This window comes from Marmoricola sp. Leaf446, assembly GCF_001424755.1.
Classification (GTDB): Bacteria; Actinomycetota; Actinomycetes; order Propionibacteriales; family Nocardioidaceae; genus Marmoricola.
This window is the reverse complement of the sequence record NZ_LMRF01000006.1, coordinates 82,216-95,593: the sequence shown is the minus strand read 5'-3', so window position 1 is coordinate 95,593 and position 13,378 is coordinate 82,216. Positions and strand designations below refer to the sequence as shown.

Genomic DNA, 13,378 nt, shown 5'->3' with positions numbered 1-13,378 from the left:
CCCCCCCCCAGGAGGCTCCCTTCGTGCGCATCGCGTTGACGTCCTACCGCAGCAAGCCGCACGTCGGCGGCCAGGGGGTCTACGTCCGGCACCTGAGCCGTGAACTCGTCGCCCTGGGCCACGACGTCGAGGTCTTCTCCGGCCAGCCCTACCCCGAGCTCGACCCGGGGGTGCGGCTGACCGCGGTGCCGAGCCTCGACCTCTACCGCGAGCCCGACCCGTTCCGCACGCCGCGGCCCTCGGAGCTGCGCGACCTGGTCGACCTCAGCGAGGTGCTGGAGATGTGGACGGCCGGGTTCCCCGAGCCACGCACCTTCAGCCGCCGGGTCGCACGGGTGCTCGCCGGGCGCGTCGAGGACTTCGACGTGGTGCACGACAACCAGACGCTCGGCCACGGCATGCTCGACGTGCAGCGGCTGCTGCCGATGGTCACCACCGTGCACCACCCGATCACCGTCGACCGCGACGTCGACCTCGCCGCGGCGCCGAGCCGTCGCCGCCGGCTGACGCTGCGCCGGTGGTACTCCTTCCTGCGGATGCAGGGCGCGGTCGCCCGTGCCTGCGAGAGCGTCGTCACCGTCTCGGAGTCCAGCCGCCGCGACATCGTGCGCGACTTCGGGGTCGACTCCGACCGGGTGACGGTGGTCCCGCTCGGCGTGGACGCCGGCTTCGTCCCGCCGACCACGCCCCGGGTCCCGGGCCGGATCCTGGCCATGGCCAGCGCCGACGCCCCGATGAAGGGCATCGCGACGCTGCTGGAGGCCTTCGCCAAGCTGCGCGTCGAGCGCGACGTCCACCTGCTGCTGGTCACCCGCCCGGTGCCGGGCGGGCGCACCGAGCAGCTGCTCGAGAGCCTCGGGATCGCCGACCACGTGTCGTTCGTCCACGGGCTCGGCGACGCCGAGCTGGTCGAGGTGATGGGCTCGGCCGAGCTGGCCTGCGTGCCCTCGCTCTACGAGGGCTTCTCGCTGCCCACCGCCGAGCTGATGGCGTGCGAGACCCCGCTCGTGGTGAGCCGTGCCGGAGCGATCCCCGAGGTCGTCGGGCCCGACGGGGAGTGCGCCGACCTGGTCGCCCCCGGGGACGTCGGCGAGCTGGAGCTCGCGCTCGCCGCCCTGCTCGACGACCCCGACCGACGGGCCCGGATGGGCGCCGCGGGCCGGCGCCGGGTGCTGGAGCGGTTCAGCTGGCGGGCGGTGGCCGAGGCGACCGTCGCGGCGTACGAGGACGTGGTCCGGGCGCGCACGCCCGGACCTGAGCACGCACAGGAGGACGCAGGATGCTGACCGTCGACTTCGACCGGCTCGGGCTCCGCCCCGGGGAGCGGGTCATCGACATGGGCTGCGGCGCCGGGCGCCACGCCTACGAGATGTACCGCCGCGGCGCCGACGTGATCGCGCTCGACCAGGACGCCGACGAGCTCTCGGGGGTCTCGGAGATCTTCGCCGCGATGCGCGAGGCCGGCGAGGTGCCGGCCGGCGGGGAAGCGGACACCAAGCAGGGCGACGCCCTCCAGCTGCCGTTCGCCGACGGCGAGTTCGACCGGGTGGTGGCCTCGGAGGTGCTCGAGCACATCCCCGACGACGTCACCGCGATCCGCGAGCTGGTGCGGGTGCTGCGCCCCGGCGGCACCATGGCCGTGACAGTGCCGCGCTGGCTGCCCGAGCGGATCTGCTGGGCGCTGTCGGACGAGTACCACGCCAACGAGGGCGGGCATATCCGGATCTACACCGGCACCGAGCTGGTCGGCAAGCTCGAGGCGGCCGGCATGGTCCACGAGGGCACCGACCACGCCCACGCGCTGCACGCGCCGTACTGGTGGATCAAGTGCGCCGTGGGCACGACGAAGGAGCGCCACCCGCTCGTGCGCGCCTACCACCAGCTGCTGGTCTGGGACATCATGAGGACGCGCGGCGTCAGCGTGCTGACCCGCGCCGCCGAGCGGGCGCTGAACCCGCTGATCGGCAAGAGCATGGTCCTCTATGTCCGCAAGCCGGCATGAGCGCGACCCACCCGGTCCCGGCGCTGCCCGGGCTGCTGAGCGCCGAGCAGGTCGTGGCCACCGCCCGGTCGATCACCCGCACCCAGGAGCCCGACGGGGCGATCCCGTGGAGCCCCGGCGCGCAGACCGACGTCTGGAACCACGTCGAGGCGGCCATGGGTGCGCTGGTCGGCGGCGAGGTGGCGACCGCCGAGGCGGCGTACGACTGGTGCGCGCGGTGGCAGCGACCCGACGGCTCGTGGCCGATGCGGATCGTGCAGGGCCGCGTCGAGGACGCCAGCGGCGAGACCAACATGTGCGCCTACCTCGCGGTCGGGCTGTGGCACCACTGGCGGCTGCGCCGCGACCTGGCCTACGTCGAGCGGCTGTGGCCGGTCGTGCGGGCCGGGCTGGACTACGTCGTCGGCCTGCAGCTGCCGTGGGGCGGCATCGCCTGGTCCCAGGAGTACGACGGGGACCGACCCGCCCGCGTGAACCGCGACGCCCTCGTCGCCGGGTCGTCGAGCATCTACCAGGCGTTAAGGGCCGGGGTGGCCCTGGCCGAGCTGGTGGGGGAGCCGCAGCCCGACTGGGAGCTCGCCGGTGGACGCCTGGGCCACGCGCTGCGCGAGCACCGCGAGCTGTTCCTGGACAAGCGCACCTACGCCATGGACTGGTACTACCCGGTGCTGGGCGGCGCCGTCCGCGGGGCCGCCGGCAACGCGCTGGTCGAGGCCCGCTGGGACGACTTCGTGGTGCCCGGGCTGGGCATCCGGTGCGTCGACACCAACCCGTGGGTGACCGGGGCAGAGACCTGCGAGCTGGTGCTGTCGCTGGACTGCCTGGACGACACCGAGCGCGCCACCCGGCTGCTCGCCGACGTGCAGCACCTGCGCAACGACGAGGGCGGCTACTGGACCGGCTACGTCTACGAGGACGAGGTGGTCTGGCCGCGCGAGGAGACGACCTACACCGCGGCCGCGGTCGTGCTGGCCGTCGACGCGCTCTCGCGGACCACGCCGGGCTCGGGGATCATGCGCGGCGAGGACCTGGCGCCGCCGTTCGAGGAGCTGGCCCTGGAGTGCGGCTGCGCCGAGGGCGCCTCAGCCGACGTCCTCGCCCGCTGAGCCGGCGTCGCGCCGCAGCACCCGCATCGACCCGACCGTCTCCACCGGGGTGAAGCAGCCGCTCGCCACCGCCCGCTCCCAGACGTGGAAGGGCGCCTGGCCGCCGTCCTCAGGACGCTCGAAGACGTCGTGCACGACCAGCACCCCGCCGGGCCGCACCCAGCGCGCGAACCCGGTGTAGTCGGCCTGCGCGTGCTCCTCGGCGTGCCCGCCGTCGACGAACAGCAGCGCCAACGGGGTGCGCCAGTGCGCCGAGACGGTGGTGGAGCGACCGATCACCGCCACCACCTCGGCCTCGAGCCCGGCGTCGTGCAGGGTGCGGCGGAAGCGGGGCAGCGTGTCCATCAAGCCGGTGCGGGGGTCCACGAGCGAGGCGTCGTGGTGCTCCCAGCCGGCCTGGTTCTCCTCCGAGCCGCGGTGGTGGTCCACGGTGAAGACCACGCTGCCGCTCACCCGGGCGGCCGCGCCGAGGTAGATCGCGGACTTGCCGCAGTAGGTCCCGACCTCGAGCCCGGGGCCCTCGGCGAGGTGCCTCACCGCCGTGCGGTGCAGCAGGTCGCCCTCGTCCTCGGGCATGAAGCCGGTGGCGGCGCGGGCGTGCTCCAGCAGGGCCGGGTCCATCGCGGCGTCCAGCGGCGGGCCGGCGCTCACGCGCTGGCCGAGGTGGTGCCGGTGCCCTGCTCGGTCCGCTCGCGGCTCCACACGGCACGGTGGTGCAGCAGCCACCGCTCGACGGCCCGCACGGTGTGCTGGCTGCGGATCGAGCTGAAGACCTCGAACGCGTGGTGGGCGCCCGGCAGCTCGGCGTACGTCACGCTCGCGCGGCTGACCTCGCGCAGCCGGGCGACGAACGCGCGGGCCTGGCGGACGTCGACGAGCGTGTCGGCGTCGCCGTGGAGGACGAAGAAGTCGGGCGCCTCGGGGGTGACCCGGGCCAGCGGCGAGGCCTGCTCGAAGATCTCGAGGTCCTCGGCCGGGTCGCGCTGGAAGACCTTGGGGCCGAGGAACTTGTCGCGCATGGCGACGGCCGGCTTGTCGCCGGTCAGTCCGCCCACGTCGTAGACGCCGTAGAACGGGACGCAGGCGGCGACGCTGGTGTCGGCGTCCTCGAAGCCGGGCTGCCACTGGCGCTCGTGGGGCGTCAGCGCGGCCAGCGAGGCGAGGTGACCGCCGGCGGAGCCCCCGGTGAGGACGAGGTAGTCCGGGTCGCCGCCGTACTCCTCGACGTGCTCGCGCACCCAGGCCAGGGCGTGCTTGACGTCGACGACCTGGGCCGGGAAGGGGTGCTTGGGGGCGAGCCGGTAGTTCAGCGCGACGCAGACCCAGCCGCGCCGGGCCATCCGGTTCATCAGCAGCAGGCCCTGGGTCTCCTTGCTGCCCAGCGTCCAGGCGCCGCCGTGGACCTGCACCAGCACCGGCGCCCGGTCGAGGTCGACGCCGGAGGGGCGGTAGACGTCGAGCCGGGCACGCCGGGCCTCGACGCCCGGGACGTAGGAGACGTCGCGGACGACCTCCACGTCCGGGTCGTCGAGGCGGAACGGGTGGGCCAGCTCGCGCAGGTGCAGCCGGAGGTCCTCGCGGGTCGGCGGCTCGTCGAGGACCTCGAGGTAGTCGGCCCCGAGGTCGTCGTCGAGGGTGGACTCGATGCGGCGCGCCGAGCGCAGCGACTCGCGCACCATCAGCCCGAGCCCGGCGGTCGTGACCGCGGCCATGGCCAGCCCCGCAGCGTCGGGGTGGCCGCGGCGACCACGGCGCAGCGTCACCTCGGCCGCGGCGTCGAGCGCGGTGGTGGCGAGCAGCTGCGGAGCCAGCTCGCTGGTCATCCAGCCGGCGACGAAGGCCGGGACCCCGGCCCCGACGTTGCGCAGCGGGCGCAGCGCGTTGGCGGTCAGGGCGAGGGCGAGCAGCTGCCGGTGGCGGAGCGACATGGCGGTCACGCTACCGAATTGCGTTCAGTAGCGGGTGTCGGGTCTCGACGGCCCGCCCGGCGGGTGCTCGTCAGCGGCGCGGGCGGGGGCCGTCGGCCTGCGCGGGCGCGGCGGGCGTCGCGCCACGGTGCCACGCCGGTCCCTGTCCCCGCTAGACTCGGCCGCTGTGCCTGCACGACCCCCGGGTCGCGCCGGTGCCCCCACGACCCCTCGAAGAGACGCGAGATCCTCCGCATGGCGACGACGAACGACCTCAAGAACGGCATGGTGCTCAAGCTGGACGGCCAGCTCTGGCAGGTCATGTGGTTCCAGCACCACAAGCCCGGCAAGGGCGGCGCGGTCGTCCGCACCAAGATCAAGAACATCGAGTCGGGCAAGACGGTCGACAAGACCTTCAACGCCGACGTCAAGGTCGAGGTCGCCTCGGTCGACAAGCGCACGATGCAGTACCTCTACAACGACGGCACGTCCTACGTCTTCATGGACACCGGCACCTACGACCAGCTCGAGGTCGCGCCCGAGATCGTCGGCGACGCGTCGAACTTCATGCTGGAGAACCAGGAGGCGATCGTGGCCACCAACGACGGTCGTGTCCTCTACATCGAGCTGCCGGCCTCGGTCGAGCTCGAGGTCACCTACACCGAGCCGGGCCTGCAGGGCGACCGCTCCACCGGCGGCACCAAGCCCGCCACCGTGGAGACGGGTGCCCAGGTCAGCGTCCCGCTGTTCATCACCACCGGCGAGCGGATCAAGGTCGACACCCGCGACTCCTCCTACCTGGGTCGCGTCAGCTCCTGATGGCGGCACGCTCCAAGGCCCGCAAGCGGGCGCTCGACGCGGTGTACGCCGCGGACATGCGCTCCCGCCCGCCGGCCGAGCTGCTGGCCGAGCAGGCCGAGAACGGCCCGGTCAACGAGTACACCCAGCGGCTGGTCGACGGCGTCCACGAGCACCGCCACCGCCTCGACGAGGTGATCACCGACTACGCCCAGGGCTGGACGCTGCGGCGGATGCCGGCCGTGGACCGCAACGTGCTGCGACTGGCCGTCTTCGAGATCCTCTTCGTCGACGACGTGCCCGACGCCGTCGCGGTCTCCGAGGCGCTCAAGCTGGTCGGGGACCTGTCCACCGACGAGTCGCCCGCCTTCGTCAACGGGGTCCTGGGCAACATCGTCCGCGACCGCGAGCAGCTGGTCGGCCAGGCCTAGCCGGTGCGCGGTCCGGCGGTGCTGCCGAGGTCGCTGCTGGCCGCGCTCCTGGTGGCGCTGACGGGCGGGCTGCTCGGGTGCACCGGCACCGACCGGCCGGGGGAGCGCCCGGTCGGGCCCGCGGACGCGTCGTCTGCGTCCGCGTCTGCGCCGTCGGGGACGGTCGCCGGTTGCGCGGTGGCCGGGTTCGAGCCCACCGAGCGCACCGACGTACGCCGGGGGACGCGCGTGGTCGTCTACGCGCTGCCCCTCACCCTCGGTCCGGGCCGGCGCGGCCGCGTGCCGGTGACGCTGCGACGGGTGCTCGACCTGCGCCCGGGAGTGCGCGCCCCCGACGACGACCGCGTCGACGCGGTCGTGCTGCGCCGGGTGGCGGCGCGGCTGCCGGGCGGGTCGACCGGGCCGTTGTCGGAGACCTTCGCGACGCGGCTGCAGGTGTCGCGGGCGGCGCCGCGCCCCCGCCGGGTGGTGGCGTACGCCGCGACGCGTGCCCGCCCCTTCCACTGGACCGCGCGGGTCTGCGGGCCGCCGACCACGACCGACGGCTCGGCCGCCGAGGTCGCGGGCACCGGGCTGCTCGTGGGCCGCTTCACCACCGGCCGCGTGGCGTGCGACGCGGCGGGCAGGGCGACCGCCCGCCGCGACGCCGTCGCCCGCCAGGTGGTCGCCCGGTGCGGCTGAACGCGCCGCCGGGGACCGAGTCGCGCGCCGCCGGGGGCGACTCCGGCACAATGCCGCAGGTGACCTCGCCCAAGCCCGCCGACCCGACCTCGTCCCCGCGCTCGCTGGCCGGTCTCCCCGAGGACTGGACGGCCCGGCTGCCGCAGCTCGACGACCTCGGCGCGCTGGTCGAGCTGCGCGGCGCCGACAAGCGGCCCTGGACCGGCTCGGCGTCGGTGGACCGCGAGGCCGTCGAGTCCGAGGTCGCCGGACCCGCGTCCTGGACCCGCCGCCAGGTCGTGCTGGTGGACCCCGACTCCCGGGTGCGCGGCTGGGTGGTCGTCCACGACCGGGCCGCGGGCCGCACCATGCTGCACGTCTACGTCGACCGCGCGCTCGACCGGGACGTGCAGGACCGCGTCGCCGACGCGGCGTACGCCTTCGTCGCGGAGCAGGCGGCCGAGATCTGCCGGCTGCGCGGGACCACCGCGACCCGGCTCGACGCCAGTCCCTTCGCCGAGGACGAGGTGCAGCGCGACTGGCTGCGCGCCGCGGGCTACGAGCTGCGCCGCACCTGGCTGCAGATGTCGCGCCCGGTGGTGCCCTCGGAGGCCGACGAGCTGCCGGCCCCGCGCGAGGGCGTCACCATCCGCCGCGTCGACAGCCACGAGAACGACCTGCCGGTGGCGGGCGACCTGCAGATCGTGCACGAGATGCTGGAGAGCTCCTTCGAGGACCACTTCAACTCCTACCGCGAGAGCTTCCCCGAGTTCGTGCAGCGGCTGCGCGAGGACCCCGGCCACCGCTGGGACCACTGGTGGCTGGCCTTCGTCGAGGTCGACGGTCGCCGGCTCGCCGCCGGAGCCGTGGTGAGCACCGTGCTGCCGGAGGGGTCGGCTGGTCACGAGGGCAGCTACGTCGACTACATCGGCGTCCACCGCGACGCCCGGGGCCGCGGTGTGGCCAAGGCGCTGCTCCACACCGTGATCGCCGACGCCGCACGCCGCGGCCGCGACCGGGTGGGGCTCGAGGTCGACGACGACTCCCCGACGGGCGCCGACGGCCTCTACACCTCGATGGGGTGGACCACCGACTACGTCACCGAGTCGTGGTTCCGCGACCTGGAGATCGAGCAGCCCGACGGCGCGACGCCGTGAACGACGACGTCCAGGCCCTGGGCGAGCAGGCCGAGCGCAGCACCTCCCTGGACCACCTGGTCCGGGCCGGGATGGTCGCCTACGGCGTGGTCCACCTCCTGCTGGGGTGGCTCTGCGTCCAGCTCGCGCTCGGCGGGCCCAACGAGGACGCCAGCACCGACGGCGCGTTCCACACCCTGGCCCGCCAGCCCTTCGGCCGCACCATGGTGTGGGCGGTCGCCCTGGGCATGCTGCTGCTCGTCGTCTGGCGCGTGGTCGAGGCCGGGTTCGGCCACCGCGACCAGGGCGACGAGCGGACGAGGAAGCGTCTCGTCTCCGTCGGCAAGGCCGTGGTGTACGCCGCCATCGGCTTCACCGCGGTCAAGGTCGCCGTGGGTCGCGGCTCGGGGAGGTCGGGCGGCTGGACCGCCACCGTGATGGGCTGGCCCGGCGGGCAGTGGGTGGTCGCGCTCGCGGGCCTCGCTGTCCTGGCGTACGCCGCGACGCTGCTGCGCAAGGGCTGGACCCGCTCCTTCACCGAGGAGATCACGGCCCGCGGCCAGGCCGGTGACCTCGGCACCGCGTTCGTGAGGGTCGGCCAGGTCGGCCACGTCGGCAAGGGCCTCTCGCTGGCGCTGGTCGGCCTGCTCACGGTCGTGGCCGGCGTCACCCACCGCTCCGGCAAGGGCGGTGGCCTCGACCAGGCGCTGCAGCAGGTCCTCCAGGAGCCGTACGGCGCCGTGCTCATCGGGCTCGTGGGCGTGGGCCTGTGGTGCTTCGGCGCCTGGTGCTTCGTCCTCGCCCGCCACCACGACCGGTGAGCCGGGCAGCGCGCAGCCGCCACCGGTTCGCCGGCCACATCGCCGGCGTCGGCTCGAGCAGCGGCGTCCGGGTCGTGGTGGGCCACTGGCCGCGCAGCCCGCTGGGTTCCTTCACCGACGTGATGGTCGCCGAGGCCGACGGCACCCGGGTCCTGCTGGCGCCCGACCCCGACGTGGCCGACTTCGTGGCCCGGACCTACCGCTTCGACCGGGTGGTGATCGCCCCGGTGACGGCCCAGGTGTCCAGGCGGGCCTGGCGGGTCGAGGGCCCGGAGCTCTCGCTGCGCCTCGACCTCGGCCGTCGTACGCCGCTGGGCCGGCTGCTGCGGCTCGTGCCGCGGCCGCTCGCCACCGCGCCGTGGTGGTCGGGCCTGACCGACCCGGTCGCCCGCGTCGTCCTGCGTGGCGTGCGCACCCGGGGCAGTGCCGGCCACGGCCGGCGCGAGTTCTACGGCGCCACCGACCTGCACGCCGTGACCGGGCTGAGCGGCCGCTGGCGCGGCGAGGACCTCGGCACGCTGGCGCCGGTGGCCCCCGAGCCCGGGTTCGGCTTCGGGTCGACCCCGGAGCGGCCCTCGGTCACCGCGGTGACCACGACGGTCGAGGTTCCGGCCGCCTCGGGGCGGGTGCCAGACTCCGGAGCATGACGACGACGTGCGACGTGGTGGTGGTGGGGCTCGGCCCCGGTGGTGAGGCGACGGCGACGCAGCTGGCGGGGGCGGGTCTCGACGTGGTCGGGATCGACGAGCGCCTCGTGGGCGGCGAGTGTCCCTACTACGGCTGCATCCCCAGCAAGATGATCATCCGGGCGGCCGACGCGCTCGCCGAGGCCGGGCGGGTCTCCGACCTCGCCGGCAGCGCCGAGGTGCGGCCCGACTTCGCGGTGGTGGCCCGCCGGATCAGCGAGGAGGCCACCGACGGCTGGGACGACCAGGTCGCCGTCGACCGGCTCGTCGACGCCGGCGTCCGCTTCGTGCGCGGCCACGCCCGCCTGACCGGCCCACGCACCGTCGAGGTGGGCGGCGAGGTCTACGAGGCCCGTCGCGGGGTGGTGCTCAACCCGGGCACGTCGCCCAGCGCGCCCCCGGTCGACGGGCTGGCGGACACGCCGTACTGGACCAACCGCGAGGTGCTGCGCGCCGAGTCGGCCCCCGCCTCGATGATCGTGATCGGCGGTGGCCCCATCGGGGCCGAGCTGGCCCAGGCCTTCTCCCGGTTCGGCACCCGGGTCACGGTGCTCGAGCGCGGTCCCCGGCTGCTGGGCCCCGAGGAGCCGGAGACCGGCGACCTGCTCGGCCAGGTCTTCGCCGCCGAGGGCATCCAGGTGCTCGCCGACGTCGACATCCAGCACGTGTCCTACGCCGACGGGCGCTTCGCCGTCCGGCTGGCCGACCAGACCGTCGAGGCCGAGAAGCTGCTGGTGGCCGCCGGGCGTCGACCCAACTTCGACGACCTCGGCCTGGAGACCGTCGGGCTCGACCCGGCCGCGCGCTCCCTCGAGGTCGACGACCGGATGCGCGCCGGCGAGGGCCTGTGGGCCATCGGCGACGTGGTCGGCCACGGCGCCTGGACGCACCTGTCGATGTACCAGTCCGCGATCTGCGCCGCCGACGTCCTGGAGCAGGACGACGCGCCGCGCGCGGACTACCGCGCGGTGCCGCACGTGACCTTCACCGACCCCGAGGTCGGCGGCGTCGGCATGACCGAGCAGCAGGCCCGCGACGCCGGCATCACCGTCCGCGTCGGCACCCAGGACATGTCGGCCAACTCGCGCGGCTGGATCAACCGGGCGCAGGGCCTGGTCAAGGTCATCGAGGACGCCGACCGCGGGGTGCTCGTCGGCGCCACCGTGATGGGTCCGACCGGCGGCGACGTCCTGGGGATGCTCACCACCGCGGTGCACGCCGAGATCCCGACGACGACGCTGCGCTCGATGATCTACGCCTTCCCTACGATGCACCGCGCCGTCGAGGAAGCCCTCAAGGACCTCGACGCGTGAGCGCCCTCGGAGCGACCCCCGGTCCGCCGGACGGTCCCCAGGAGCCCGGCCCCCAGAACGCGCTCGAGCAGCTGCTCGTCCACGCGGCCGAGCACCCCGGGGACCGCGAGGCGGGCCCCGCCTTCGTCGCGGCGTTCATGGACGCCTCGGTCGGCGTGCCCGGGACCGTGCAGGACGGCGGCTTCGTGCCGCTCGTGACCGAGCTGTCCGAGCGCCGTCGGGCCGGCCTGGCGTTCACCCACCCCTCGCGCGGGGCCTGGTGGGGCCGGCAGTGGACCCAGACCCAGGGCGAGATGCCGCCCGGCTTCGAGGTGCGCGGCACGACCGGTCGCGACCTGATGCGCCAGCTCGTCGGGCACAACCTGGGCCTGGTGCTCAACCCGGCCAACCGGCACGGCAAGGAGTTCCTGGTCGCCGAGATGTCCGACCTGCTCGCCGGGGTCGACCCGGGCACGACCCACCGGGTCGCGCAGCAGGGCTCCTCGGTCGAGGTGGGCGAGCCGGCGTACGTCCCCGAGGGGCTGGTGGAGCGGCTGCGCGACGGTTTCGTCGCGCTCGGCGGGGTGGCGACGGCGTCGCTGGGCTGGATCCGCTACGAGGACGGCCTGCAGGGCTACCTGCTGGGCGTCACGACCTCGCGGCCGCGCGACGAGGTGCTCCCGGTGGTCGAGCGGTGCGTGGAGGTCCTGGAGGGCCGCACGCTCGACGTCACCGTCGGGCCGCCCGGCGCCACCCTGCTCACCGCGCACGTGCCGCCCTTCCTGACCGCCTGAGGCACGCTCAGACCAGCCGGAGCCGCCGCTCGCGGAGCCGGTCGTACGCCGGTCGGCAGGCCTCGGCGACGGCGCGGTCGTGCGCCCCGAGCTCGACCTCGCGCGCACGCCACGGCTCGAAGCCGGTCGAGCGCAGCACCGCGTCGTACCAGTGCGGCGCCCAGACGCCGTCGGAGTCCCGCGGACCGGCGGGCCAGTGCAGCATGCGGTCGGTGAACGGGATGCCGAGCCAGCCGCAGAGCCACCGCAGGTGCGCCTCGGGGTCGCGCAGGAAGTCGCCGGCGTCGACGACCGGCACGTCGTCGGGCAGCACCTCGAGCAGCCGCTCCTGCTGGAGCAGGCCGATGTCCTCGGGCTCGCAGCTCTCCCGGGAGCGGACGTAGGAGGCCACCACCTCGGCCGGGTCGCGCACGAGCAGCACGTTGCGGAACGCCGCGACCCAGTCGAGCTCCATGTCGGGGAGCAGGTGGTGGGTCATGTGCTTGGCGTAGTGGACCGGCGCCCCCACCGGGCGGCCGAGGTCGGCCACGACGCGGCGCCAGTCGGTGGGCTGGGAGGCGATCACCTCCTCGCGGCCGGGGTGGTCGAGCCCGGTGGCGGTGAGGTACGCCGCGTAGAGCGGCTCGTCGACCACGACGGTGTCGGGCCGGTTCTCCCAGGAGCGCATCATCGCCGTGGAGAGGTTGCGCGGGCCGCTCCACATCGCCACCCGGACGGTGGGCCGCCCCGCGCCGCTGCTGCTCACCGGGCCGCCCGCGAGGCCACGTCCTCGGCGACGAGCTCCTGGTAGAGGCCCTGCAGCCGCTTCACCACCGGGCCGCGGGCGCCGGTGCCGATGGTGCGGCCGTCGACGGTGCGCACCGGGACGACGCCGGCGAAGGTGCCGGTCACGAACGCCTCGGCCGCGTTGTAGACGTCGGTGAGGCTGAAGGTCCGCTCGCGCGCGGGCAGGTCGTGGCGGCGGCAGACCTCGAGCACGTTGGCGCGGGTGATGCCGCCCAGGCAGTAGCGGCCGTCGGAGGTCCACACCTCCCCGGCCCGGGTGACGAGGAAGAAGTGGGTGCTGTTGCAGGTGGCCACGAAGCCGTCGGGGTCGAGCATCAGCGCCTCGTCGGCACCGGCGGTGTAGGCCTGGATGCAGGCCGTGACGTCGTTGAGCTTGCTGTGGGCGTTGAGCCGGGGGTCGAGCGTGTCGGGGTGGGCGCGTCGCACGTGGGTGGTGAACAGCGTGATGCCCTCGGTCACGGTGGCCGGCAGCGGCTCCTTGTGCTCGGCGATCGCCACCACGGTCGCGGGGCCGACGGTGACCCGCGGGTCCTGGTAGGGCGTCGACTTCACCCCGCGCGTGACCATCAGCCGCACGTGGACGCCGTCGAGCATGTCGTTGGCCCGCAGCGTCGCGTAGACCGCCTCGGTCAGCTGCTCCCGGGTCGGCAGGTCGATGAGCAGCGCCCGCGCGCCCTCCTCGAGCCGGTCGAGGTGCTGCTCGAGGAAGACCGGATGGCCGCCGCTGACCCGCAGTCCCTCCCAGACCCCGTCGCCCAGCACGAACCCGGAGTCGAACACCGAGACGACCGCGCGTGCGCGGGGGAGCAGCTCGCCGTCGACCCAGACCAGGACGTCGTCGTTGCGGGGGTCGCCGGAGGAGTGCTGGGTGCCGGTGGTGCTGCCGGTGGTGCTGCCCGTGGTGCTGCCCGTGGTGCTGTCGGTGGTGCGACCGGTCGGCGTCGGGGTGCTCGTCATGG

General features: G+C 74.6%; 15 protein-coding genes. 11 read left to right on the top strand and 4 right to left on the bottom strand.

Going from position 1 to position 13,378, the window contains the following annotated elements:
* From ASG49_RS15100 to ASG49_RS15090, 3 genes are all read left to right on the top strand, one after another.
* On the top strand, positions 1-1,286 hold a 1,286-nt coding region (locus ASG49_RS15100; RefSeq protein WP_235562115.1), incomplete at its 5' end, for a glycosyltransferase family 4 protein.
* On the top strand, positions 1,280-2,002 hold the full coding sequence (locus ASG49_RS15095; RefSeq protein WP_056543359.1) for a methyltransferase domain-containing protein: 723 nt from the start codon (positions 1,280-1,282) through the stop codon (positions 2,000-2,002). The genes ASG49_RS15100 and ASG49_RS15095, both read left to right, overlap by 7 nt.
* Positions 1,999-3,108 carry a hypothetical protein gene (locus tag ASG49_RS15090; protein WP_056543356.1) on the top strand — a complete coding sequence of 370 codons (1,110 nt, stop codon included), beginning with the start codon at positions 1,999-2,001 and terminating at the stop codon, positions 3,106-3,108. Before ASG49_RS15095 ends, ASG49_RS15090 begins: the two co-directional genes overlap by 4 nt.
* On the opposite strand, the gene ASG49_RS15085 is transcribed toward ASG49_RS15090, so the two are convergent.
* Both ASG49_RS15085 and ASG49_RS15080 read right to left on the bottom strand, forming a co-directional pair.
* Entirely contained in the window at positions 3,085-3,759 is a 675-nt protein-coding gene (locus tag ASG49_RS15085; protein ID WP_235562114.1) for a class I SAM-dependent methyltransferase, read from the bottom strand. The two genes, ASG49_RS15090 and ASG49_RS15085, sit on opposite strands and share 24 nt — an antisense overlap.
* Complete coding sequence (locus tag ASG49_RS15080) at positions 3,756-5,036, bottom strand: alpha/beta hydrolase (RefSeq protein ID WP_056543352.1); 1,281 nt, start codon at positions 5,034-5,036, stop codon at positions 3,756-3,758. The genes ASG49_RS15085 and ASG49_RS15080 overlap by 4 nt, the downstream gene beginning before the upstream one ends.
* A 234-nt stretch (positions 5,037-5,270) precedes the next feature.
* On the opposite strand from ASG49_RS15080, the gene efp reads away from it, so the two are divergent.
* From efp to ASG49_RS15040, 8 genes are read left to right on the top strand one after another with little or no spacing between them, the layout of a single operon-like run.
* Positions 5,271-5,834, top strand: a complete 564-nt coding sequence (efp, locus tag ASG49_RS15075; RefSeq protein WP_056543350.1) for an elongation factor P — start codon at positions 5,271-5,273, stop codon at positions 5,832-5,834.
* On the top strand, positions 5,834-6,244 hold the full coding sequence (gene nusB, locus ASG49_RS15070) for a transcription antitermination factor NusB (RefSeq protein WP_056543347.1): 411 nt from the start codon (positions 5,834-5,836) through the stop codon (positions 6,242-6,244). The genes efp and nusB overlap by 1 nt, the downstream gene beginning before the upstream one ends.
* A gap of 3 nt (positions 6,245-6,247) precedes the next feature.
* The gene (locus ASG49_RS15065) at positions 6,248-6,925 is read left to right on the top strand and encodes a hypothetical protein (RefSeq protein WP_056543344.1); all 678 of its coding nucleotides are present in this window, start codon (positions 6,248-6,250) and stop codon (positions 6,923-6,925) included.
* Positions 6,926-6,984: 59 nt separating this feature from the next.
* A complete protein-coding gene (locus ASG49_RS15060; RefSeq protein ID WP_235562113.1) occupies positions 6,985-8,061 on the top strand; it encodes a GNAT family N-acetyltransferase in 1,077 nt (358 codons plus the stop codon).
* Positions 8,058-8,861, top strand: a complete 804-nt coding sequence (locus ASG49_RS15055; protein ID WP_056543341.1) for a DUF1206 domain-containing protein — start codon at positions 8,058-8,060, stop codon at positions 8,859-8,861. Before ASG49_RS15060 ends, ASG49_RS15055 begins: the two co-directional genes overlap by 4 nt.
* A complete protein-coding gene (locus tag ASG49_RS15050; RefSeq protein ID WP_056543338.1) occupies positions 8,858-9,508 on the top strand; it encodes a hypothetical protein in 651 nt (216 codons plus the stop codon). The genes ASG49_RS15055 and ASG49_RS15050 overlap by 4 nt, the downstream gene beginning before the upstream one ends.
* Entirely contained in the window at positions 9,505-10,860 is a 1,356-nt protein-coding gene (locus tag ASG49_RS15045; protein ID WP_056543335.1) for an NAD(P)/FAD-dependent oxidoreductase, read from the top strand. Before ASG49_RS15050 ends, ASG49_RS15045 begins: the two co-directional genes overlap by 4 nt.
* Positions 10,857-11,633 (top strand): enhanced serine sensitivity protein SseB C-terminal domain-containing protein, encoded by a 777-nt coding sequence (locus tag ASG49_RS15040; protein ID WP_056543332.1) that lies wholly within the window; start codon positions 10,857-10,859, stop codon positions 11,631-11,633. Before ASG49_RS15045 ends, ASG49_RS15040 begins: the two co-directional genes overlap by 4 nt.
* 7 nt (positions 11,634-11,640) lie before the next feature.
* Here ASG49_RS15040 and ASG49_RS15035 read toward each other — a convergent pair whose 3' ends face one another.
* Positions 11,641-12,378, bottom strand: a complete 738-nt coding sequence (locus ASG49_RS15035) for an HAD family hydrolase (protein ID WP_200936350.1) — start codon at positions 12,376-12,378, stop codon at positions 11,641-11,643.
* Complete coding sequence (locus tag ASG49_RS15030; protein ID WP_082534185.1) at positions 12,375-13,376, bottom strand: aminotransferase class IV; 1,002 nt, start codon at positions 13,374-13,376, stop codon at positions 12,375-12,377. The genes ASG49_RS15035 and ASG49_RS15030 overlap by 4 nt, the downstream gene beginning before the upstream one ends.
* Positions 13,377-13,378: the final 2 nt, after the last annotated feature.